General features: G+C 42.2%; 21 protein-coding genes and 1 tRNA gene. 5 read left to right on the plus strand and 17 right to left on the minus strand.

Annotated elements, in window-relative coordinates; all coding sequences use genetic code 11:
- Nucleotides 1–136 precede the first annotated feature (136 nt).
- The gene (locus C8D84_RS01220) at nucleotides 137–1,375 is read right to left on the minus strand and encodes an argininosuccinate synthase (RefSeq protein WP_060491644.1); all 1,239 of its coding nucleotides are present in this window, start codon (nucleotides 1,373–1,375) and stop codon (nucleotides 137–139) included.
- A gap of 327 nt (nucleotides 1,376–1,702) precedes the next feature.
- Here C8D84_RS01220 and pyrC point away from each other — a divergent pair, with 327 nt between their 5' ends.
- The 4 genes from pyrC to C8D84_RS01235 all read left to right on the plus strand — a co-directional run bounded on the left by pyrC (nucleotide 1,703) and on the right by C8D84_RS01235 (nucleotide 4,616).
- Nucleotides 1,703–2,773: a dihydroorotase gene (gene pyrC, locus C8D84_RS01225; RefSeq protein WP_109589401.1), complete on the plus strand. Its 1,071-nt coding sequence runs from the start codon at nucleotides 1,703–1,705 to the stop codon at nucleotides 2,771–2,773.
- A 558-nt stretch (nucleotides 2,774–3,331) separates the two neighbouring features.
- Nucleotides 3,332–3,991 carry a ribonuclease T gene (gene rnt, locus C8D84_RS01230; protein WP_201600334.1) on the plus strand — a complete coding sequence of 220 codons (660 nt, stop codon included), beginning with the start codon at nucleotides 3,332–3,334 and terminating at the stop codon, nucleotides 3,989–3,991.
- A 298-nt stretch (nucleotides 3,992–4,289) separates the two neighbouring features.
- Entirely contained in the window at nucleotides 4,290–4,487 is a 198-nt protein-coding gene (locus C8D84_RS13705) for a hypothetical protein (protein WP_140412980.1), read from the plus strand.
- Nucleotides 4,488–4,540: 53 nt separating this feature from the next.
- A tRNA-Glu gene (locus C8D84_RS01235) sits at nucleotides 4,541–4,616 on the plus strand.
- Nucleotides 4,617–5,000: 384 nt separating this feature from the next.
- Here C8D84_RS01235 and C8D84_RS01240 read toward each other — a convergent pair.
- The 11 genes from C8D84_RS01240 to C8D84_RS01290 all read right to left on the minus strand — a co-directional run bounded on the left by C8D84_RS01240 (nucleotide 5,001) and on the right by C8D84_RS01290 (nucleotide 19,251).
- Nucleotides 5,001–5,624 carry a BLUF domain-containing protein gene (locus C8D84_RS01240; protein ID WP_109589405.1) on the minus strand — a complete coding sequence of 208 codons (624 nt, stop codon included), beginning with the start codon at nucleotides 5,622–5,624 and terminating at the stop codon, nucleotides 5,001–5,003.
- A 387-nt stretch (nucleotides 5,625–6,011) separates the two neighbouring features.
- The gene (locus C8D84_RS01245) at nucleotides 6,012–6,803 is read right to left on the minus strand and encodes an IspD/TarI family cytidylyltransferase (protein WP_109589406.1); all 792 of its coding nucleotides are present in this window, start codon (nucleotides 6,801–6,803) and stop codon (nucleotides 6,012–6,014) included.
- A 123-nt stretch (nucleotides 6,804–6,926) separates the two neighbouring features.
- Complete coding sequence (locus C8D84_RS01250; RefSeq protein WP_055125147.1) at nucleotides 6,927–7,235, minus strand: FtsB family cell division protein; 309 nt, start codon at nucleotides 7,233–7,235, stop codon at nucleotides 6,927–6,929.
- A gap of 124 nt (nucleotides 7,236–7,359) precedes the next feature.
- On the minus strand, nucleotides 7,360–8,676 hold the full coding sequence (eno, locus tag C8D84_RS01255) for a phosphopyruvate hydratase (protein WP_055125148.1): 1,317 nt from the start codon (nucleotides 8,674–8,676) through the stop codon (nucleotides 7,360–7,362).
- A 320-nt stretch (nucleotides 8,677–8,996) separates the two neighbouring features.
- Nucleotides 8,997–11,357 carry a heavy metal translocating P-type ATPase gene (locus C8D84_RS01260; protein WP_109589408.1) on the minus strand — a complete coding sequence of 787 codons (2,361 nt, stop codon included), beginning with the start codon at nucleotides 11,355–11,357 and terminating at the stop codon, nucleotides 8,997–8,999.
- 211 nt (nucleotides 11,358–11,568) lie between these two features.
- Nucleotides 11,569–11,793, minus strand: coding sequence for a heavy-metal-associated domain-containing protein (locus C8D84_RS01265; RefSeq protein ID WP_109589410.1), 225 nt, complete (start codon nucleotides 11,791–11,793; stop codon nucleotides 11,569–11,571).
- Nucleotides 11,794–12,056: 263 nt separating this feature from the next.
- On the minus strand, nucleotides 12,057–12,311 hold the full coding sequence (locus C8D84_RS01270; RefSeq protein WP_060491650.1) for a heavy-metal-associated domain-containing protein: 255 nt from the start codon (nucleotides 12,309–12,311) through the stop codon (nucleotides 12,057–12,059).
- Nucleotides 12,312–12,341: 30 nt separating this feature from the next.
- Complete coding sequence (kdsA, locus tag C8D84_RS01275) at nucleotides 12,342–13,217, minus strand: 3-deoxy-8-phosphooctulonate synthase (protein WP_109589412.1); 876 nt, start codon at nucleotides 13,215–13,217, stop codon at nucleotides 12,342–12,344.
- A gap of 229 nt (nucleotides 13,218–13,446) precedes the next feature.
- A complete protein-coding gene (locus C8D84_RS01280) occupies nucleotides 13,447–15,081 on the minus strand; it encodes a CTP synthase (RefSeq protein ID WP_060491652.1) in 1,635 nt (544 codons plus the stop codon).
- 195 nt (nucleotides 15,082–15,276) lie between these two features.
- Nucleotides 15,277–16,320: a porin gene (locus C8D84_RS01285; protein ID WP_109589414.1), complete on the minus strand. Its 1,044-nt coding sequence runs from the start codon at nucleotides 16,318–16,320 to the stop codon at nucleotides 15,277–15,279.
- A gap of 732 nt (nucleotides 16,321–17,052) precedes the next feature.
- On the minus strand, nucleotides 17,053–19,251 hold the full coding sequence (locus C8D84_RS01290) for a malate synthase G (protein ID WP_109589416.1): 2,199 nt from the start codon (nucleotides 19,249–19,251) through the stop codon (nucleotides 17,053–17,055).
- 682 nt (nucleotides 19,252–19,933) lie between these two features.
- Here C8D84_RS01290 and miaE point away from each other — a divergent pair.
- On the plus strand, nucleotides 19,934–20,629 hold the full coding sequence (gene miaE / locus C8D84_RS01295) for a tRNA-(ms[2]io[6]A)-hydroxylase (protein ID WP_407691866.1): 696 nt from the start codon (nucleotides 19,934–19,936) through the stop codon (nucleotides 20,627–20,629).
- A 155-nt stretch (nucleotides 20,630–20,784) separates the two neighbouring features.
- Here miaE and C8D84_RS01300 read toward each other — a convergent pair whose 3' ends face one another.
- The 5 genes from C8D84_RS01300 to ppk1 form a co-directional block, all read right to left on the minus strand.
- A complete protein-coding gene (locus C8D84_RS01300; protein ID WP_109589418.1) occupies nucleotides 20,785–20,988 on the minus strand; it encodes a hypothetical protein in 204 nt (67 codons plus the stop codon).
- An 80-nt stretch (nucleotides 20,989–21,068) separates the two neighbouring features.
- The gene (locus C8D84_RS01305) at nucleotides 21,069–21,461 is read right to left on the minus strand and encodes a hypothetical protein (RefSeq protein ID WP_109589420.1); all 393 of its coding nucleotides are present in this window, start codon (nucleotides 21,459–21,461) and stop codon (nucleotides 21,069–21,071) included.
- 124 nt (nucleotides 21,462–21,585) lie between these two features.
- Nucleotides 21,586–21,837 (minus strand): hypothetical protein, encoded by a 252-nt coding sequence (locus C8D84_RS01310; RefSeq protein ID WP_109589422.1) that lies wholly within the window; start codon nucleotides 21,835–21,837, stop codon nucleotides 21,586–21,588.
- A gap of 75 nt (nucleotides 21,838–21,912) precedes the next feature.
- The gene (locus C8D84_RS13710; RefSeq protein ID WP_170108249.1) at nucleotides 21,913–22,083 is read right to left on the minus strand and encodes a hypothetical protein; all 171 of its coding nucleotides are present in this window, start codon (nucleotides 22,081–22,083) and stop codon (nucleotides 21,913–21,915) included.
- 372 nt (nucleotides 22,084–22,455) lie between these two features.
- Nucleotides 22,456–24,663 carry a polyphosphate kinase 1 gene (gene ppk1, locus C8D84_RS01315; protein WP_109589423.1) on the minus strand — a complete coding sequence of 736 codons (2,208 nt, stop codon included), beginning with the start codon at nucleotides 24,661–24,663 and terminating at the stop codon, nucleotides 22,456–22,458.
- Between the last annotated feature and the right edge of the window lie 183 nt (nucleotides 24,664–24,846).

The following is a 24,846-nucleotide window of genomic DNA, read 5'->3' on the forward strand; positions in this document are numbered from 1 at the left end:
ACAGAACTTTTTGACTAGCAAAAAATCATCGAACAAACCTTCAAAAAATCCACAAAAAAAGGCGCTGTTCATATAGCGCCTTTTCTATTCATATTTTTTATTCATGCTTTATCTAGCACAGTCTATTAAGACAGGCTTACTTCGATAAATCACGACCACGGCTGGCTTCAATCGCCAGACGTAGACCATTTAGACGGATGAAACCTTCTGCGTCTTTTTGATCGTAAGCACCCGCATCATCTTCGAAAGTGGCGATTTTTTCATCAAACAACGAATCATCTGACTTACGACCAACAACGCTCACAGCACCTTTGTATAACTTCACACGTACAGTGCCATTGACATATTCTTGTGACTTGTCAATCAATGCTTGTAGCATCATACGCTCAGGACTGAACCAATAACCATTGTAGATAGTTTTAGCGTAGCGTGGCATCAACTCATCTTTCAAATGTGCGGCTTCACGATCGAGCGTCAATGACTCAATACCGCGATGCGCTTTTAGCATAATGGTGCCCGCTGGCGTCTCATAGCAACCGCGTGATTTCATGCCAACATAACGGTTTTCAACGATATCCAAACGTCCAATACCATGCTGACCGCCAATCTCATTTAGCTTAATCATGACTTCGTACGGCTTAAGTGCTTCACCATCGATGGCAACGATGTCACCTTTTTCGTACTCTAATTCTAAGTATTGTGCTTCATCAGGTGCTTCTTCTGGGCTTACTGACCAGCGCCACATATCATCTTCTGCTTCGGCGTAAGGGTCTTCTAAAATACCGCCTTCATAAGAGATGTGTAGTAAGTTGGCGTCCATTGAGTACGGAGATTTTTTCTTATTGCCCGCATAATCAATCGCAATGTTATGCTCTTTAGCATATTCCATCAAGCTCTCACGGCTAGACAAGTCCCACTCACGCCAAGGGGCAATGGTGACTACGTCAGGCGATAAAGCAACCGCGCCAAGCTCAAAACGGACTTGGTCATTCCCTTTACCAGTCGCGCCATGACTGATCGCATCGGCATTGTGTTCTTTAGCAATTTCAACCAAGCGCTTGGCGATTAACGGACGCGCGATAGAAGTTCCTAGCAGATACTCGCCTTCATAGATAGCATTGGCGCGGAACATTGGGAACACATAATCACGGGCGAACTCTTCACGTAAGTCTTCAATATGGATATGTTTGATGCCCATAGCTTCAGCTTTAGCGCGTGCTGGCTCAACTTCTTCGCCTTGACCGATATCAGCAGTAAAGGTAATCACTTCTGCATCATAGGTTTCTTGCAACCATTTAGCGATGATGGAGGTATCAAGACCACCTGAATAGGCCAAGACGATTTTATTAATATTTTTTGGATCAAGTTGAGCCATGAAGAACTCCTATTGTGAGCATTTAGTGTTAGGAAAAGCGCTAATATTCAATCAAAAGATAAATTACTTGCTCAGTGTACATCATATTTACTATAGGCAAAAGTGCAACTGCCCCATGGCATAAGCTTTTGATTTAAATTTTGGGTCGATAGATTTCAATTATTCACATGTAAGTGACAGTTAACTGCCGCAAATTAAAAAACAACCCATGTATTATGTACAGATATTTAGCCGCATATTTAGTCAAGTAGGCAAATCTGTTATGATAGCAGTACAGTATCCCTTCCTTTTATTTCCGTATATGACGATATAGAGCGCGACGACATTATGACTGATTCGATTAGAGAGTTGACCATCCTTCAGCCAGACGATTGGCATATCCATTTGCGTGATGGCAAAGCATTGAGCACGACTGTATCGCACGCAGCAAACAGCTTTAACCGTGTCATATGTATGCCAAACTTAGTGCCTCCTGTTAAGAACACTGACGATGCGCGTGCCTATCGCGACCGTATCATGGCGCACTTAGTAGCCAGTGAGCTGAATGCTGAGCGCAAAACTGCATTTGATCCACGTATGACTTTATATCTCACTGACAAAACCACTGCCCAAGATATCGAGATGGCAGCACAATCAGGTATCGTACAAGCGGTCAAGCTTTATCCTGCTGGCGCGACTACCAATTCGGCTGATGGCGTCACCAATATTAACGCCTGTGTCGATGTTTTTGAAGCATTAGAAAAGTACAACCTACCACTGTTGATACATGGCGAAGTGACGCAAGATCATGTAGATATCTTTGACCGTGAGAAGCGCTTTTTAGACGAAGTATTGGCACAAATCATTGTCAAATTCCCTACATTAAAGATTGTCGTCGAGCATATTACTACCAGTGATGCCGCTGATTTTGTCTTAGCACAAGGCAATCACATTGCCGCCACTATCACTCCGCAGCATTTAATGTTTAACCGCAATCATCTGTTGGTTGGCGGTATCAAGCCACATTTTTATTGCTTGCCTATTTTGAAGCGTGAAAGCCATCAAAGAGTATTACTAGATGTGGCAACCAGTGGCAATCCCAAGTTTTTCTTAGGCACGGATTCAGCCCCGCATGCGACGGATAAAAAAGAAGCCGCTTGTGGCTGTGCTGGCTGCTATAGTGCCGCAACTGCCTTGCCATTGTATGCCACCGCTTTCGATAGCGTGGGAAAAATAGATAAGTTAGAAGGCTTTGCCAGTCGTTTTGGGGCTCAGTTCTATGGACTGCCAGTCAATGAAAACACGATTACGCTTGTCAATACGCCTATGCAAGTGCCAGCAGCCTATCCCTACTTTGATGGCTCATCATTGACTCCGCTTATGGCAGGCGAGACACTGCCTTGGTCTATCAAAGCATAAAACGCACTAAGCAAAACCATCTGTATTCTATTTTAACTTGAGAAGTTTAACCCTATGATAAGAATGACATCTGCTAACCAGCAGTGTGATTTGTATCATAGGTTATTTATTTTTCATTTAGGGTCTGTTGAACATTCGACCACGGCACTGACAGTGACTATTTTTTAGTCGATTTTAGATTAAAAATATCTAGTTTAGTCGTTCTAAGCGGATGTTTTTAATGACGAAGCGGCAACAAAGAGTCCTGTCTCTTTGAGCTGATGTTAAAATCGCTTCATACTGTGTTGCAAGTCTAGCTAAGGCACGGGCATTATCTTCAATTTGCGCCTTGTCTGAAACGATTTGATCAATCAGCAGTGCCTATTTGTGAATGTTCAACAGACCCTAATGTCTTAATTCAATATAACAGTACGACTGATAAAAGCGATTTAACCAGATATGACCACTCCAAACGATGCCGCCTTACCTGACGAAAACCCATCAAACCCTATAGATAATAGCATTAAGATCGCGTCAAATAATCACACAGAAGATGCCGCAGCAGACGAGCTAGCACCCATGCGTCTAAAAGACCGATTTCGTAAGTTTCTGCCTGTCGTCGTTGATGTGGAAACTGCCGGCTTTAATGCGCAAACCGATGCTTTACTAGAGATTGCCTGCATTCCTGTACTACTGAATGAGCAAGGCGTGTTTTATCCTGGGGAAGCATTCAATGCTCATATCGAACCCTTTGAAGGCGCGAATCTTGAGCCAAGTGCCCTTGCCTTCACTGGCATTGATCCCAACAATCCAATGCGTAAAGCCATCGCCGAAGATGAGAAAACAGCACTACGCCGTATCTTTAAGGGGTTAAAAGAAGTACGCCGTACTGAAGACTGCCGCCAGTGCGTCTTAATCGGGCACAACGCCCATTTTGACTTAGCATTTTTGAATGCGGCAGTGCTGCGTACCAATAATAAAAGTCACAACCCATTTCATAACTTTTCAGTTTTTGACACAGTGACCTTATCTGCGCTGGCATTTGGTCAGACAGTACTAGCACGGGCTTGTAAGGCAGCAGGGCTTGATTTTGATGGCAATGATGCGCATTCTGCCCTATACGATACACAAAAGACCGCTGAGCTGTTTTGCCATATTCTAAACCATTATCCTATGCTAGCTAATGCGATGCATACTGAAGAAAATAAAGAGGATTCGACTGAGAGTAGTCACAAATAATCCATTTATCACATATCCTATATTGCCAACTACCCTTAATAGTGCTATTTGTAATACTTGATGACTTTAACATCTTGGTTTTACAATCAATAGGGATATGATTGATATCACAATAAATCAGCCTCTTGTCTAACCGTTGAATATCATATTGTGTAAAACAATTCAAAAAACAGATAAGTTGTTGTAATTACTAACATTAGAACGTCTCGTTATATCCTATAGATGGTTTAAGTTGCCCACATTGTCTCGATAGCCCGTACGATTCATGCTATCGAGGCGTAATAGGAGGGACTCTATTATGGATCCACAGCTTAAGTTATGGGGAACCATCCTCGGTTATATGCTGCTCGCATTGACTATTAGTGCTTGTACTTCTCTATGGATTCGCTATCATTTAAAGCGTAATGACTTACATCCTCGCCGTGCGATCAAAAAAAGATACTTAATTTTAAAAAGAAGAAGAAAAAGGCTTGACAGCAAGCGCAGACGCTATTAGAATACGCACCACTTCAGCATAAAGGTGAAAGCAGCTGAGGTGTTGTGTTACTAGTCCCCATCGTCTAGAGGCCTAGGACACCGCCCTTTCACGGCGGTAACGGGGGTTCGAATCCCCCTGGGGACGCCACTATTTGGCGTCACTTATTAGCAAGTTTGCTGCAAAGCATCTGATAAGACTAACAAGCGTACCACCAAAAAGCTCAATCACATACTATTGTAATTGGGCTTTTTTTATGCCTGTTTTTTATATCATGAGGCTCTTGATACCTTAGCACTCAGTTCGTCATCGCCGATTTACTTAATAAGTGAAGCATAATTAATTTTATAGATAAGATTCGGTATTAAGTTCGCTCAAGATATTAAGGTATATTTACTAAGCGTCGCTATCCATAGTTTCTATACTTAGCTTGATATTTTGTTTATTTATTGAACTCTTCATCATAAATTTAAGCAAAAAAAATCCAGCATTGAATACTGGACTTTTAAATCAAACAGTCTATTTTTACAAAAACTACCAAATCTTATCTGATAGCATTAGCCACAACAATGTCATCACGATCATGATACCGAGTACCGTTTGAATCAAGAAGAATGCTTGATGCTGACCAACAACCTTACTTAACGTCACCCCTAACGTGCTGTATTTGATAGGTGGCGTGTCAATATTGCCAGTTCTTGCTTGTTCCTCATAATACCCTTGTAAGATATCTAAAAATTCGCGCCATGCGTTAGAGCCCCAATCATAGGGTTTAAATGGCATGAGCTTTTTCAGCTCAGGTTCTTTGGTCATCCAACGTTCAAGTGTAATGGAGCGTAGAGACCAGTTCGAAAAACGGCGTTCAGTAATTTCTGAAAAGTCTAAGATTTTTAATTCTTTATGTCGATTATCTAATAATAAGCGATTCTTTAGATTAGTTAAATCTTGTTCTGACCCTTCTGCACATTGAAAAAAGTAGCCATTGCCATAGCAAAGAATACCCGTAACATTATCGGCTTGGTTACGCTCAATCGCGACCTCTGAGATGTCGTTAAGCGTGCTGGGGCTTGAAAGACCAGTCGAAGTAATTTGGCTTATATATATAAGCTGGCAGAGATCTGTCGTCACTGGATTTGTCGAATCGTTGATTGTTGACAATCAGCTTCTCCCTATTTTTAGGTAAATGTAGCTAAGACAACCATACTAAATTTAGAAAAAACATAGAAACAAGATCTTTGAAAATATCAAATAGGCTTGGTATATTATTGATTTTATAAATGTTTATATTAATTGTATTAAGTTGGTTACATCATAGGCTAGTTTAGTCATCAAAGCAATATATGTTTATCTTATATCATTAATTGAAAAAACCAAACAATAATTCGCAATTATTTATATCGAGAATTTGCACTGTGGTTCATGGGCAGCGATAGGATAAATAGGTAATATGGGAGAGGAAAGTGATGATAAAAATCGTCACCAATGAGCGATAAGACCACTGGCTCATTAATGAGATTGATACAGACTGATGTCTATTACGAGTGTTCAATTATTTTTAGTCTGCTCAGAACAGAACTGAGCGTTAATAATCGCTGCGAGTAAGATAGCATCATCAGGATAGGTGAGCTTGATATTCTGGCGACTGCCAGTCACGATGCGAATGGGTAGGTCTAAACATTCAAATGCACTGGCTTCATCAGTAATGGTGAGCTTGTGTTCAGCGACATAAATTAATACTTTTTGCAGCTGACCTAAGCGAAACACTTGCGGCGTTTGTGCTTGCCACATATGACGGCGATCGATAGTACATTTAACATAAGAATGTGGGCTGCTACTCACTGTCAGGTTAACTACAGGCGTCTCACCTACAAGCTCAGATTGAGCGGTAGACTGCGGATAGGATTCCTTTAAAGTATCAGCCACCGGTGTCGCTAAGATAGCACCATAGGGCTCTAGCATCGCCGCTTCGATGACTTGTTCAATATCATGACTGGGAACTGCAGGACGCGCAGCATCATGAATAACAACCAAATCTGAGTCGTCGGCTCCCGCCTCAATAATCGCCTTTACCCCTGCCTGTACGGACTGCCAGCGCTCAGCGCCGCCCATGGCATAATGTATGGGTAGAGCAAAATCCAATGTCTGTGCCGTACTGTCGTCTGCTGCGACGACTAATAAACATGTATCAATATAAGCACTACTAGCAAGCCGTGCCACACTATGCTGTAGCAAGGTCTGCCCTTGCAACATCGTATATTGCTTGGCAATAGACGCACCAAAACGACTACCGCGACCCGCAGCAACGATCATGGCATGTACATTAGGTGTGATATTCATAGGGCAATATTCATAAAGTAGTATTCATGGTTAGAACCCATGACAGTATTGCTAGGGATAGACGAGGAATAAGATTTCTATTATAGACAATAGAAGATCATAATTTTAGACAGTTAAGGGCAATTAATAACGACTATGCGTCGTGGGCGCCGTAGATACTTGTACAAAGGTCTCGTTCGGCTTAATCAAACCCAAGTCTAAACGAGCGTGCTCTTCCACTGCCTCAAGACCAGTTTTTAAGTCATGCACATCAGTACGCAATAAGTTATTTGCTGCCACTTGGTTTTCGTTTAGGCGTTGTTGTTCTTCGATTTGAGTCAGCAATTTATTATGCTCAAAGCGACCATTTTCGCCCAGCCAATACTGATATTGCAATCCCAAAAGGACGGCAACGGCTAGAGCAAGTAGCATAAATTGGCTAAAGTATTTCATAAGATAATAACGCCGAACAACATAGAGACAATAATAAAAATAAAAAACCAGCTAAGCTTGCTAAGCGATATATCACCAGATTAATGATGACATATCGCCTAGCTGTAGCAAGAAATCTGGCTTGTTAACCACGTAGACCGATGAATTCTTCACGACCACGATAGCTTGCACGTACTTGTTGCTCGATACGTAGCAGCTGATTGTATTTTGCCACACGGTCTGAGCGGCATAGAGAGCCAGTTTTAATCTGACCAGCAGCCGTACCAACGGCTAAATCTGCAATGGTGCTGTCTTCAGTTTCACCTGAACGATGTGAGATAATGGTTGCATAGCCATTTTTCTTCGCTAGATAGATCGCATCTAGCGTTTCTGATAAAGTACCGATTTGGTTAAACTTAATCAAAATTGCATTGGCAATATGCTTATCAATACCCTCTTGCAAGATAGCAGGATTGGTCACAAACAAATCATCACCAACCAACTGAACTTTATCACCAATCTGCTCAGTCAAATATTTCCAACCATCCCAATCAGACTCGTCAAGCCCGTCTTCGATAGAGATAATAGGATATTGACGCGCCAAGCCGACTAGATAATCTGAGAATCCTTGGCTATCAAATGCTTTGTTGCCCTCGCCTGCCAAGATATATTGACCATCTTTATAAAACTCACTAGCCGCACAGTCTAACGCCAAATGAATGTCTTCGCCCGCTTTGTAGCCGACTTGCTCAATCGCTTGCATAATAACGGTGATGGCTTCTTCGTTGCTACGCAGGTTTGGCGCAAAACCACCTTCATCACCAACCGCAGTATTTAAGCCTTGTGATTTCAACACAGATTTCAAGCTGTGGAAAATTTCTGTACCAGCACGCAATGCTTCTGAGAAGCTGGTGAAACCAACAGGCTCAATCATGAACTCTTGGATATCAACCGTGTTATCCGCATGCTCACCACCGTTCAAGATGTTCATCATCGGTACAGGCATCGTCAGCGACGTCTGATTGCGCAAGTTTGCAATATATTGATGTAATGGCAGATTTTGTGACTTGGCAGCGGCTTTTGCAGTGGCAAGAGACACCGCTAGCATGGCATTAGCGCCAAGGCTATCTTTGTTTTCTGTGCCATCTAGCGCAATCATTGCATCGTCAATGCCTTGCTGTTCGGTGACGTCTTTATCCATCAACGCGCTGCGAATTTGGCTATTGACGTTAGCAACGGCTTTCTTAACGCCTTTACCCATATAGCGACTTTGGTCACCATCACGTAGCTCAAGCGCTTCGCGTGAACCAGTTGATGCACCACTTGGCGCAGCAGCACGACCGATAGTGCCATCAGCTAAGATTACATCAGCTTCGATGGTTGGGTTACCACGCGAGTCTAAAATCTCACGGGCGCGAATGTCTTTAATTGCGGTGACGTTGGTGGTTTCTTCAGCGTACATAATGTCTGTTAATTCCTTTGGTCATGCCAAGTTTGTGGGATAAATAACGGCAACTAGAATACAAAAAAGATAAAGCAAAATATCGTATAGTGCTATGCTCAAACCAGCTTTGCTTATCTATATAGTCAGCAAGTTTTGAGCAGGATTAAAGGTGATTTTAATACTTTAATCGTCAGCTATAGTGCTTGGCATCATAGCATAAATTTTGCCAAACTTCCCTTATCTTGCACCGACTGGCGCTGATAAAATCACACTTAGACAAACAAATTACCAATTATGGATTTGTCTCAGCACCTATAATATTAAAAGCCATATGACTCTTATGCTTTTGTTAGACGTTCTGTTTTAGCGTGGGAGCCAGATACTGTGTTATCCAGCTCAACCTTTGTTTTAAATTGGGTCAAACGTAACGCATTCATTAATACAGAAATAGAGCTAAGCGCCATCGCAGCGGCGGCAATCATAGGGTTTAAGAAACCAAAAGCGGCCAACGGAATACCCAAGCAGTTATAAATAAAAGCAAAAAACAGATTTTGCTTGATGTTGCGCACTGTTGCATTAGCGATTTTTTGCGCGGCATCAATATGCATCAGTGACTCACCCATCAAGCGTGCAGATGCACTATGCTGGGCGACATCTGTGCCTTCAAACATGGCAAAGCTTGCATCGGCAGTTGCCATAGCTGGCGCATCGTTGACACCATCACCTGCCATTGCAACTTTATGACCAGCCGTTTGCAACAAGGCAATTTGACTGGCCTTATCACGTGGGCTCATTTTACCATAAGCCTGCTCAATACCTAGCTGCCCTGCCACATGATCGACCACAGACTGCTTATCACCACTCATCAAAATGACATTGATACCTGCATCTTGCAGCGCAGTAATAGCCTTTGGAGTATCTACTTTTAAGTCATCAGCTAGAGCAAAAGCACCCAAAGCTTCCTCATTAATACTAACGGCAACGGTACTGGCAATTTGCCATACCTTTGGCATCAGCTTAGGCAGTGTTAAATTAGCAAACTCTGCGGTACCGACTTTTACCACACCCAAACCTTCAATATTGGCTTGTATACCAGCGCCTTTAATGACCCTAATATCAGTCACATTCATCAACGGCAAATTTCGCTCAGTAGCCGCGTTAACCAATGCTGTTGCTAGCGGATGACTGGCATGTGCTTCAACGCTTGCGGCAATTTGTAACACATCATCGACTGCGATCGATTTATCCACCATCACATGGTCCACGATAGTCGGCTTACCAATGGTCAAAGTACCTGTTTTATCGAGCACTACTGTATCGATGTTGCCTGCCGCTTCAAGGCTTTTTGCGTCTTTGAACCAGACACCATGACGAGCAGCAACGCCCATACCAGCCATGATAGCGGCTGGCGTTGCCAAACCTAAAGCACAAGGACATGCAATGACCAACACCGAGACGGCATGCATCAAGGCAGTATCAATCATCCCAGTCAGCCACCACGTCACTCCAAAGGTCATAAGCGCAATGGCAACGACGACTGGGACGAATACCGCCGTCACTCTATCGGCGAGACGGGCTAAATTGGCTTTTGAGCCTTGGGCATCGCTGAGGGCTTGTACCATATCACCAAGCTTTGTATCACTACCTTTAGCACTGACGCGGTATAACAAGCTGCCATTTTCAACCAACGCCCCTGCTAATAATTTATCTCCAACTTCTTTTTTAAGCGGTACCGACTCACCCGTTAAATGACTCTCGACACACCAGCCAGCACCATCGATAACCACCCCATCGGTTGCGACGCGGCTGCCTTGCTTGGCACGCAAAATATCACCAACTTGCACGTCTTTAAGAGCAACATTATGAAAATCACCATTAGGCTGCTGCTGTTCGACTTCATCGGGCGTTAAAGACAATAATAAATCGATACTATTGAGGCTGTGTTTCTTAGTACGCTCTTCTAGATACTTACCCGTACGTACAAAAGCAATGACCATGACGCCTGCTTCAAAATACACCGCAGGACTGCCATCCGCACCGTGACCACCAGCATGACCACTTTGCAGCAAACTGTTTAAAGTGCCATCGCCATGGGTCAGCCACAGATACGTTGAATACGCCCAAATAGTCACGGTACCGATGACGACTAGCACATCCATATTGGCAAGACCACCTTTAATCGATGCCCAAGCGCTTTTGTAAAATGGCAAGGCAAATCCAAACTGTACAATGGTTGCTAATATAAATTGAGTCCAAATCGGCGGCATCCACGCCATACCCTGACCAACGAGCATGCCTGCCATACCAACTAAGAATGGCACCAAACAAATCCATAACCCAATCAAGCGCCATGGGTACTGAGTCGTGGTATCTTCGTCTGTTTTTGCGAACAAACTATCGGCCGCCTGCAAATTGGCAACGAAGCCTGTTTTATTTACCCATTCTGTCACTTGTTCAGGCGTGGTCTGCGTTGGGTCATAATCAACATTCGCAGTCTCGCCAGCGAAGTTTACACTCACCTCGTATACCGACGGCTTTTTATTGAGCACCTTCTCAATTCGCGAGGCGCAGGCTTGACACGTCATCCCCTCAATTGCTAGCTGCAAGTGTGCACGCTGCGGCGCGAGCGGCGTATTGGATTGAATGTCAATTTTTACATCGTAGGCGTCATGATTGTCGGTTTGGGTAGTATCATTCATAAATAAAACTCGGTATGGCGTTTATGCGTTATAAAGTCGTCTGAGCTAGGACAGCAACTCAGTGGATGGAATATCTAAGTCAAACAAATAGCACACTTTAAAATTTGATATTGGTATGGTCGTACTGAATAATGAGTACGCTACTATCAATAATTTTTAACCATTAAAAAACCAGCCTTGATAGCCGGTTTTTTAATACAAATGAAGCAGGTTAAACATTAGCAACAGTGGCATCAAAGCCTGCATCGTCGATAGCAGCAGCAATTGTCTCTACACTGGTTTTGCTATCATCAAAAGTAACCGTCGCTTGATTATCTGCCAGCTCAATACTGATATCGTCTAAGCCATCGATATCGGCAGTAGCGTTATGCACACTGGCCACACAGCCACCGCAAGTCATGCCATCAATTTTAATAATACGTGTTTGGTTTGCCATGAGAGGCTCCTTATTTTTGTAACTGAGTTTTTATAGGTAAATACTTTTATTAAAGAATTGCTTTTATAATTGTCTTTTTAAGACGGCTATCTTTTAAGACGTTATAAAAATAGCACTTAACCAGCTTAAGCCCTATCACGGTTAACAACAAGGCTCTTTGATTATCACTTTATTAATAGAACCGTAAATAATGGAACTGTAAATAATAGAACCGTGAATTTATGCCTAAGTGACAGACAATAGCGCTTATTTTAGAATAACGTCTAATCATCATGACGTGGGTTTTGCGGTGCATCAAGAGGAAACGGCTGGGTCACATAATCGACCGTACTGATTGCCGCCGTAAACGCATGGATACTGGTGTCTGTATCTTCATAACGTATGGTGGCAACATTATTATCAGGATCAAGCTCGATGGCCGTCACCCCTGTGATATTTTTCAGCGCTGTCATCACACTCTTTAACCCTTCATCATCATCGATATTTTCGATACTGACTGTTGCTGTTTGCATCGCCATGATCTCAGCCTCTTATTGTCTGTGAATACATTAATGGGTATCTAACACCTCAAAGCCTTTAACCAAATCATCAATTTGCTTCAGCTGACGCAAAAACGGCTCTAACTGGCTCATACGTAGCGCACACGGACCATCGCATTTTGCAGTCTCTGGGCTTGGATGCGCTTCTAGAAACAACCCTGCCAATCCTGTCGCCATCCCTGCTCGTGCCAATGTTGTGATTTGTTCACGGCGTCCACCCGCACTATCGCTACGGCCGCCTGGCTGCTGTAAACTGTGCGTCACATCAAAAAATACGGGGATATCCATCTGCTTCATGGTATCAAAACCAAGCATATCAACGACCAAATTATTGTAACCAAAGGCACTGCCGCGCTCACAAAGGATCAACTTATCGTTACCGCCTTCAAGGCATTTGTTAACGATATGACGCATCTCATGCGGCGCTAAAAACTGTGCTTTTTTGATGTTAATAATCGCATCTGTCTTCGCCATAGCGTGTACTAAATCTGTCTGACGTGATAAGAATGCTGGTAATTGAATGATATCTGCGACTTCAGCGACGGGTGCCGCTTGATAAGGTTCGTGGACATCCGTGATAATAGGGACTTGATATTTTTCTTTGATTTGGCCCAGCCAATCAAGACCCTGCTCTAATCCAGGACCTCGATATGAGTGCAGGCTTGAACGGTTGGCTTTATCAAAACTGGCTTTGAAGACATAGCCAATGCCCAAACGCTGACATATTTCGACATATTGCTCCGCAATCTCGAACGCCAATTCCTTTGATTCCAAAACATTCATACCACCAAATAACACAAATGGTTGGTCGTTACCGATATTAAGAGTATTGCCATTTGGCGTAGTAAGTTTGATATGTGATTGCGCTGTTGATAAATGTTCCATGAAGTCGTTGCCCTCTTTATTGTTATTAATATTTCTCTCCCATATTGTAACCGATAGACTCAGTAAAAAAAGGGGTTAAGCGTAATTGCTGACCAACCATTAAAAAAATTGTCATGTTTATTGCTTAAAAACAATCTTATTCATAGCCACAGTCATAAAATTAAACGCAAAAAAAGACCAATCCGAAGATCAGTCTTTTTTATAAATGTAAATTTTTATACGTTAACGATTATTTGTTTTCGTTATAGTTCTTAGCCGCTTTTACAAAGCTGTTGAACAGTGGATGACCACCGCGTGGCGAGCTGGTAAATTCAGGATGGAACTGTACGGCGACAAACCAAGGATGATCAGCAATCTCGACCGATTCTACTAGATGCTGCTTGGCAGAATAACCAGATATGGTCATGCCTGCTTGCTCTAATGGCTCGATATAGCGATTGTTCATCTCATAACGATGGCGATGACGTTCAGTGATATTTTTGGCACCATAGATTTGGCTAAGCTTGCTGCCAGCAACCAGTTCGGCTTGCTGCGCGCCTAGACGCATAGTGCCACCAAGGTCAGAGTCATCGCTACGAATCTGTAATTCGCCTCGCTCATCTAACCACTCAGTGATGAGACCAATGATAGGCTCTGCCGTTTTGCGATCAAACTCAGAAGAGTTGGCATCGATTTTGAGTACATTACGCGCGTACTCAATCACTGCTAGCTGCATACCAAGGCAAATACCTAAATATGGCACGTTGTTTTCACGAGCATAAGTGATGGCTTTTATCTTACCATTGGTACCACGCTCACCAAAACCACCCGGTACTAGGATGGCATCGGCATTGTGTAGCTGCGCCAATAGGCTGTCATCGTCTTCTAGACGCTCAGCATCAACATAGTCAATTTTGACATCGGCTTTATGAGTGATGCCAGCATGCAGCAGTGCTTCGTTGATCGATTTATAAGCATCAGGTAACTCGACGTATTTACCAACCATCGCTACCGTAAGACTCATTTCAGGATTAAGCTGCGCTTCAACTACTTTATCCCAATCACTTAAATCTGCTTCTGGTACATCTAAGCCAAAACGCTCACAGATCAAATCATCAAGATCCTGCTCATGAAGCGTGCGTGGTATTTGATAAATACTTTGCGCATCTTCACACATAATAACCGCACGCTCTTCCACATTGGTGAACAACGCTATTTTGCGACGGTTGTCTTGCGAGATGTGGTGATCAGAGCGGCAAATCAATATGTCAGGCTGCAAGCCGATAGAACGTAGCTCTTTTACTGAATGCTGCGTTGGTTTGGTTTTGGTTTCGCCTGCACTAGCAATGTAAGGAACTAGCGTCAAATGCATCAGCATAGCTCTATTACGACCAAGCTCCACTTGCATTTGGCGGACGGCTTCCATAAATGGTAACGATTCGATGTCACCAACGGTACCGCCAATCTCAATAATAGCGATATCATAACCTTCACCACTGGCTAAGATTTTACTCTTAATTTCATCAGTGATATGTGGAATAACTTGTACTGTACCACCAAGATATTCACCACGGCGCTCTTTATTCAAGACGTTTTGATAGATACGACCACTAGTAAAGTTATTGCTCTTACTCATTTTTGAATGGCGTAAGAAGCGCTCATAGTAACCCAAATCTAAATCAGTCTCTGCACCATCTTCAGTGACGAATACTTCGCCATGCTGGAATGGGCTCATCGTACCTGGATCGACGTTGATGTAAGGATCCATCTTGGTCATCGTGACGGTCACGCCACGGGCTTCTAAGACCGCTGCAAGAGAGGCTGCGGTGATACCTTTTCCTAGTGAGGACACTACCCCACCGGTCACAAATATAAACTTGGTCATAGTACTCTGTCGGTAATTGGTAAAGAAGGATTTTACTAAAAATACGTCAAAAAATATAGGGCAAAAGCACAAACTCTTTGAAACATTCAATCTTTAGTACTTAGCTATTATAACGCACTACCCACTCAAAAAGGATATAACAAAAAAAACTCACCCCGAAGGATGAGTTTTTATAATCAGATTCTAATGCTTAGATTAGAATAAGTATTCTAGACCACCACCGATAGCTAATACGTCAGCATCAGCATTGCCAATATCAGCTGAGTTATTACCAGCATAAGCGTGCACAATCATATTGTCTTGATAGAAGTATTTACCACCAACAACGATTTGATCTGAGTCAAAGTTGTTAATGCCATCCAAGTTATCAGTTTTATTATACTGAACATATACAGTTGCTGGGCGAGCAAAGTTAGATAGGCCTAAAGCACCACTAACTACTAGACCTTTTTCTTTCTTAGTAGAATAATCATAGTCAAAATCAGCTACTTGATACAAAGCACCTAGAGTCACAGGAGCTGCCATGTATTTACCTAAATCTACAGTCGCTGTACCACGGATGATATCACCAGCAATATTTTGGTCTTTGTCGTAAGCAACACCAGCAGTGAAGCCAGTACCTTGGTCAAACATTAATGCAGCACCAAAGCCACTATCGCGATCTTTGCTTGATTCAACAAAGCTTTCGTCAGCACTGTACATTACAGAAAGCTGTAATGGAAGACCGTTATACTTTGGAGCCATCCAAATAACTGAGCTATTGATACGTCTACTATCAGCCATATTTAGGCCACCATAGTTTTCGTCTTCTTCAAGCTTATTACCACCTAAGTTATCCCAATAACCATCGTTTACAACAACGTTGTTAATCTTGTCTAAAGTAGATTGGTTTTTACCAGCACGGAACTCACCAAACTGCTTGTTTACAACACCAAGATACGTATCACGATTGCTGAAACCATCGCTATCGCCATCGACACGTGTGCCATACTCTAACTGATAGATAACATCAGTGTTAGCAGTCATGGCTTCAGAGCCTCTTAGACCGATACGTGAAGAATTTGAGTTAATCTGTACTGAATCAGAATCTCTGTCTGCATTATCGGCACCATTTGGGTAGTCAATTTCAGCATTGACATAATCGGCAGTTACGAATGCTTTACCGTAGATAGTTGGAGCTGCATTGGCTGCAGATACAGATAAGGCAGCAACTGCTGTAGCTAAAAGTAGTTTTTTCATGGGGTATCTCCACTTTACAATTTTAGTAATAAGCTAGCTATGATTAGCTGGTGCTCATAATGGTATCGTCACAAATCCTCAAAGATATAATGTGTAACTGGCTACCGAGATTAGTCAGAAACAAGTGTGGCGAAGTTCTATTACAGTAAGATGAAAAAAACAATGACTTACATAACTGGGATTAAAAAGTAACTGCCATGTAATCTTAGGTCTTTATCGCTCCGTTGCGTAACATCCGTTACCAAACTCATACTTCGAATACAAGCATAACAACTTTGACATAATTTGCAACATTTTTTTTAGATTTTTAAACCCAGTATTTGTTGAATGCCATATCTACTATAGAATGTAGGTCATTGTAAAAAAATCCCTATCCGCTCAAATAGATAAAGATACTATTGATTAATATAATTACCAAGAACTTGAAACTAGCTTAATGAATACCCTTTCATTAACAAAAATAAAGCCCTACTTGTTCATTAACAAATAGGGCTAATAAGAATTAATAAATGTGATTTATGACATATTGATAGTCACAATTGAGATCGGAAAATTGCTACAAGAACAGTAAAAAAGGTGTTTTCACTGCTCTTGTTTCCAGACTATAACCTTAGTCAATGGCTATTACAGACTCCTTATTAAATATAGAAACCAAGAAGAAGCTTAGTCAATCATATAAGTCTCATAATGTAATATCAAGCATGCCATATTTTAATGTTAACCTACGCAATATTAGCAGCCTGCTTTTAGATCAAGACGTGCCTGATGCAATAATGGCTCAGTATAACCACTCGGCTGCTCACGACCTTTAAACACTAAGTCACAGGCGGCTTTGAATGCATAAGAGTGGTCAAAGCTATCTGCCATCGTCTGATAGTCGCTATCGCCTGCATTTTGCTCATCCACCACTTTTGCCATACGCTTCATCGTATCCATCACTTGCTGCTCGCTCACGACATCGTGATGCAACCAGTTGGCAATATGTTGACTTGAAATACGTAAAGTCGCACGGTCTTCCATCAGACCCACATCATTGATATCCGGTACTTTAGAACAACCAACGCCTTGATTTACCCAACGCACAACATATCCTAAGATGCCCTGAGCATTATTGTCTAGCTCTTGCTGTTTATCTTCATCAGTCCAATTGGTATTTTTTGCTAAAGGAATGGTCAAAATGTCGTCTAAGCTGGCACGCTCACGTGATTTTAGGCTGTCTTGAACATCAGAAACACTCACTTGATGATAGTGCATGCTGTGCAAGGTTGCCCCTGTTGGTGATGGTACCCATGCGGTACTGGCTCCAGACTTAGGATGTGCAGCTTTGGTGTCCATCATCTCTTTCATCTCGTCAGGCTTCGCCCACATGCCTTTACCAATCTGAGCAACACCCTGTAAACCAGTCTCTAAACCGATATCAACGTTCCACTGCTCATAAGCTGGCTGCCATGCTTGTGACTTCATCTCACCCTTAGGTACAAATGGGCCTGCATTCATGCTGGTATGCATCTCATCACCAGTACGATCTAAGAAACCTGTGTTAATGAAAATGACACGCTCTTTCGCTTGGCGAATGGCTTCTTTCAAGTTGACCGTCATACGGCGCTCTTCATCCATGATACCGATTTTGATGGTATTACGCTCTAAGCCTAATAAGTCTTCTACAGCATTGAATAAATCGTTGGCCATTTTGACTTCTTCAGGGCCATGCATTTTTGGTTTAACGATATACATTGAACCTTTACGTGAATTCGATAGCGCATTTTTACCTTTAAGGTCATTGAGCGTTAATAGTGGTGTAATTAGACCATCCATTAAGCCTTCAAATATTTGTTCTTGACCATCACCCAAGTCGACCAATATTGCAGGGTTTTGCATGAGGTGACCGACGTTACGAATCAGCAATAACGAACGACCTGGCAGGATCAGCTTGCCACCATCTGGGGTGGTGTATTCACGATCTGGATTTTGCTGACGTGTGCGGGTTTTGCCACCTTTTTCAAAGGTTTCTTGCAAGTCACCATTCATGAGACCAAGCCAATTGCGATACACTTCCACTTTTTCTTCTGCATCGACGGCAGCGATTGAGTCTTCACAATCTTGAATTGCCGTAATAGCTGACTCTAGCAGCACATCTTTGATATGTGCAGGGTCGTCTTTACCGACTGGATGGTTGGCATCTATTTGAATTTCTGCATGCAAACCGTTGTTTTTTAATAAAATACCCGTTGGGCTTTCTGCATCACCGACGAAACCAACGAATTTTTCGGCATCTTTTAGCTCAGTACTGCTATCACCTTGGACAATTTCAAGCTTACCATCGACCACTTTAAAGCCGGTCGCATCGTTATATGAACCTGACGCCAATGCAAAGTTTTCATCTAGGAATTGTTTGGCATAAGCAACGACAGCAGCACCGCGAGTTGGGTTGTAACCACCTTTTGCTTCTTGACCATTTTCGTCACTGATAACATCAGTACCGTATAAAGCATCATACAAGCTGCCCCAACGAGCGTTGGTTGCGTTCAATGCGTAGCGCGCATTACGTACTGGTACGACCAACTGCGGGCCTGCAATATGAGCAATCTCGTCATCGACATTTTCTGTGCTAACTTTAAAATCATCGCCTTCTGGCAACAGATAGCCAATCTCTTGTAAGAATGCTTTGTAAGCAGGATAATCAATGTTGCCGTCTTTGGCAGGATGTTGCAGGTGCCACTGGTCAATCTGCGCTTGAATCTTGTCACGAGTTGCAAGCAATGCTTTATTGCGCGGCGTAAACTCTTTAATGACCTTTTCAAAACCTGACCAATAACTGTCTGAATCAACACCGACTTTCGGTAGCACTTCGTTTTCAATAAAGTCATACAATTGCTGGTCGATGGCAAGAATGCCTTTTTGAATACGATTGGCGTTAGAAGACTGGCTCATGTTGTTATCCTTATCTGTTCGTGAGGGGTGTGAATACGAAGTTGCTACCGCAATGATTACACATTGTCGGTCTTAGGCATCTATTCCAAATTTAGATGAAATACTAAGCAAACCTACTGATATATCATACAAGCTGGTGGTGATTAGCGAATTAACTATTTATGCTATGCTATTAACCTATATTTTTGCTGCATTAGCCATTAGCATGGTCAACGCATTTATAACGGATGATGGTATCAACCTTGCTTAATGTACTCAGTGTACGATTTGAGCTCGGTTGCCTTGCACCTACTGTAAACGGTTTCAACTGCATAACATTGGCAAGCATCACCACTGCGACAACACAATATGGCGACACATCAATAGTAAGACAAAATAGCGCTTAAGCAAAATATCATCCTACTATCAAATAAAGAAATAAACAAGAAAACATCATTCACTAGATAAATACTGGGGTTGTATTATAATGATAATCTATATGAGACAGGCGCTAAGAGGTTTTATTAGTGCTTATCCATCAATACTTGATATCGCATAGACAAACTGTCAGTAATCATTACCTCACGGATTTATGCTTAACTGTTATCTATTTAATATTAGAAAAAGACCTTTTAAACGTTCGATTATGGCAAACACTATGAATAAAGAAGATATAAGAACCAAGAACAGTAACGACAAAGTTATGAACGACAGCAATATAGAAGAACCTAGTATAGTAAAAGACGAGATAGATGAGGACGATGTTGATATCACAAAGCTACGCACCCCGATAAAGGTTGACCTATCTGCTGTTTATAATTTTTTGGGTGCGCGCACAACACAAGCTTGGGTTGATGCGGCGATTGCGAATGTACCGCTGATCATTCAAGATCATGCCAATTGCGAAAAAAAGGCCGCTGGCACTGCCATGAATCTCATATTCCGCTATGAGTTTTCTTATGATTTGCAGCGTAAATTGGCACAATTGATACGTGAAGAAATGCTTCATTATGAGCAGGTTTTAGGTATTATGAATGACCGTGGTCAGGCGTGGAAATATCTGAGTGCTGGACGTTATGCCAAAGGCATGCTAAAACACAAACGTACTTATGAGCCAGCAGCGATGGTGGATGTGTTGATAATTGGCGCATTTATCGAAGCACGCTCTTGTGAACGTTTTGCCGCCCTTGCTGAAGTCATCGACGACGAACGCTTGGCAAAGTATTATCGCTACTTACTTAAGTCGGAGAGTCGTCACTTTGAGGATTATTTAGCCTTGGCTCAATCACTGTCTGAGGATGATATTGATGAGCGCGTCGCATTTTTTAAAGAAGTAGAAGCAGAACTGATTTCTAGCCCAGATAATGAGCTACGCTTTCATAGCGGTACACCTGCTTAAATACGTAATATTAGGTATCATTTTAGATTAGATACCCTCTTATACAGTGAACGTTATACAGCAAAAAAGTGAAGTAACTAGCCAAGTTTAATGCTCTGGTCTGTTACCTCACTTATTAACATTTTATTTAAACTTCGTTATAGCAAAATGAATGGTTATTTATCATCTTTCATTAATGAGCTGTCATACTGTTTACTATCCTTCGCAACATGATGAGGATCGTGATTATCGGTTGCCCTTTCTGCCGCTGCTGGATTGACTTTTTGTAGCGCATCATCAGGTACGATGCCATGGTTATCGTTCGCATCTCTTAACTGATGGTCTTCTTGGTTGACAGCCTTGTCATCTGGCGTATTCATCATTACTCCTTATTATTATCATCATAATCATTCTATAAAGATAAAAAATCTGTATTTAATCAATTTTTCATAAAAAGCTATTAATCTTTTTCATCAGGATTTAACACCCGTGTTTGGGCATTATCGATATTTGCATAACGATTCATGTTGTTAATACCTCCGCTTTTGGATGTCTCGCTAACCATCGTATGCTCATTCACGCCATCATCAAAAGCATTACCTTCTTGGTCTCGGCGATCAGGCTGACGTGCGGGGTTGTCATTATCATTGACATGCTCTGAGTGGACGACGCCTTCTTTAAAAGTATCCGTTCCTTTATTTTCAGTGATGTTCTTTTCAATGCCACTATCAGTATCACTATGCTCATTAGAAGTAGAACTACTAGAGAAGCTATTAGCAGAATCATGACTATCGATTAAGTCATCATTTTCACTGATGCGTGTCTTGGTGAGTGCTGGATCATTGGTTTGCATGGCTATATCCTTATTATTGTTATTCGTGTTTTGGCAATTGCTTAATGTGCTTAGAGTTTTCATGGCGGTTTAGCAAATGGTGAGTCTGATTTAATACCCAACTCAACCTAGCCTGTAAGCCGTACTATTCATTGCCTTCTTGGCTTAGGTCATAGGCATTCAAATCTGCGACGTTCTTGCCACCAGCGGGTAAATTCTCTTCTTTACGAGGGTCAACATATATCTCGTCGGTTTCTTGCGACTCTTGTTGTGGACCATCGATATTAGGTTTGTGCTTACGACCTTCATAACTGTCTTGTGCATTGTCTGGGTGTAAAGCGGCTGGATCACGAACTGGTACCGCTTCTTCGTGATTTGGATGATTATTATTTGGCATTGCAGATCCCTCGCATCAATATGTCATTCATAGATAAAATAAGTTAATCCAAATGTTTATATCACAGCTTATTTATCATTTATCCGTACGCAAATCATCTTCAATAAAAGAAGTTTGCTCGTCTTTACTTAATGCTTCAGGCGCATCGACCTCTTTATTGTCTTCAAGATTTCGCGCAATTTGCTGACTATCTGCTTGCTCAGCAGCTTTTTTGATATCTGATGTGTCGTTATTGGTATTGCTCATAAGGTGTTTCCTATTTTTATAATTCGTTGATTTAGGCAATCCCTGCTCTTTTTCGTAATACGATCAATAATAGTAATACGAGCAATTTTGCATGAATTACTAGAGTGCTAATTATTTATTAAACCATCAAATCCGTTTAATAATAGCGTGAGGGCTGATCTTGATTATAAGGATGAGATAACGGACTGCACCAGTGTGCTGCCGTATCAATATGTGAATAAATGTGAGGTTACAAGACAGTTTGTAACTTAGACAAATCGTTTATCCAAAAAAAACCAAGCATAGAAAGTACTCTATACTTGGTTTTTTGCTTGATATTTAGTGATCGTAAAGACGTCTCTACCGCTTTGAGGATGTCGTTGAAATATTAGGCTAGCTTGATGCGTCAACGCCATTAATCATTTTTAATAAATACTCTTGAGCAGTATGCGGCATTTCTCCTGCGGCTGGTTGCAGCTGCTGCCAAACACCATCACCGCTAAGTATCCACGCTTGGGTATTGTCTTTCAGATAGTTAAGTAAACCGTCTTGATATACTTGTTTAAACAGTTTTTTGTCTTCGATTGGAAATGCCACTTCGACGCGATGGAATAAATTACGATCCATCCAGTCTGCACTACCACAATATAAGCGCTCGTCGCCATTATTATAGAAATAATAAACACGCGTATGCTCTAAAAAACGCCCGATAACAGAGCGTACGGTAATGTTTTCCGATAGACCTTTTACTTGCGGACGCAAACAACACATGGAGCGTAAAATAAGCTCGATTTTGACGCCTGCTTGCGAGGCATCGTATAACTTGCTAATCAGTCGACGTTCGGTTAAAGCATTAACTTTAACGATAATATGAGCACGCTTGCCGGCTTTTGCATGAGCAATTTCATCATCGATAAAGCTTATCAACTTATCATGCAAGGTAAAAGGCGCATGCAGCAGCTTTTTGAGATTGGCAGGCTTGCCCATTCCCGTCAGCTCTTGAAATATATTATGTACATCCTCTGAGATATCAGGATCTGCGCTAAATAAACCATAATCGGTATAAACTTTGGCATTGGCGGCATGATAGTTGCCAGTCCCTAAGTGCACATAGCGGCGGATTCGATCATCCTCACGGCGCACAATGAGCATCAGCTTGGCGTGGGTTTTATAGCCGACAATCCCGTACACGACGACCGCACCCGCTTCTTGCAAATAATTGGCGACGGCGATATTAGAGGCTTCATCGAAACGCGCACGCAGCTCGATGACGGCAGTGACTTCTTTGCCATTACGAGCAGCAGCAGCCAATGCTTTAACGATTTCTGAATTGGTGCCTGAGCGGTACAATGTCTGCTTAATCGCTAACACTTTTGGATCGCTCGCCGCTTGCCAAAGCAGATTGATAATCGGTGAAAACGCATGAAAAGGATGATGCACCAGCACATCGCTTTTACGCATGGCGGCAAACATACCGGTTGCTTTGTCCAGCTTATCCATCTCACGGCGGAACTCTTTTGGCACCACATGGGTAAAGGGCTGATAACGCAGCGCTGGAATATTGAAATCAAACAATAAGCGCGTTAAGTTGACAGGACCATTGACGCGGTACAGCTGATTGTCATGCAGATCAAACTCATTGAGCAAATAATCACTGATAGGCGTTGGACAATCGGTTGTGACTTCTAGCCGTACTTTATCACCGAAGCGACGGTTTTCTAGCTCGCCCTCCAGAGCCTTAGCAATATCCTCAACATCATCAGCCAAATCTAAATCAGCATTGCGCGTCAGTCTAAACTGATGGCAGCCCGTCACACTCATCCCAGGGAACAGCTCACCGATATGCTCATGAATAATAGCTGAGAGCATGACGTGATGTTCTTTGCCACCTGTCAGCTCATCAGGCAGGCGAATCACGCGCGGCAAACTGCGCGGTGCGGGCACAATCGCTAGATTGATATCACGACCAAAGGCATCTTTACCTTCTAAAGTAGCGATAAAGTTTAAGCTCTTATTGACTAAACGCGGAAACGGATGCGCCGGATCGATGCTAATCGGTGTCAACACTGGCGATACTTGCTCAGTGAAGTAGCGCTTCATCCATGCCGACTGCTCAGCATTTAGCTCGTCGCGTTTTAGATAACGAATATCCTCAAGCGCCAGTGCTGGTAAGATATCTTCATTGAGAATACGATATTGCTCAGCGATGGCATCGTGCATTACGGTAGATATCTCATTCAGCACTTCACTGGGACGCATGCCATGAACACTGGTCGAGACATCACCAATATTGAGCTTTTGCATAATGCCTGCGACACGAATCTCAAAAAACTCATCGATATTCGATGAGAAAATAATCAAGAAAAACAAGCGCTCAAGTAGCGGATGACGAGGACTTGCCGCCTGCGCTAAGACACGTAAATGAAACTGTAATAAAGACAAGTCGCGATTGATATAACTGCTGGGTGAATAGCTGCCGTCTTCTGAACGCTGCCATGCAACCTCAGTTAAATTGTCATTGCGACTCTCTGTATGGCTTTTATTATCAACTGCTATCACTGTATTATTGCTATCAGTGTCCTGCTTATTACTCACATCCATCACGTCACTACTCCTTTGCGTTATCGATACGCCATCATCTTCAATATCAATTGTCTTTTATAATCGCTTTTCCACTAAGAAATTTATCAGGGTTCTTTTTTCATCCATTACTACTCGAAACTATCACTTGAAACTGCCATTCAAAACTATCACTTAAAACCGTCACTTAAAACTATCATGCAA

Source organism: Psychrobacter immobilis (genome assembly GCF_003148585.1).
In the GTDB taxonomy this organism is placed as follows: domain Bacteria; phylum Pseudomonadota; class Gammaproteobacteria; order Pseudomonadales; family Moraxellaceae; genus Psychrobacter; species Psychrobacter immobilis.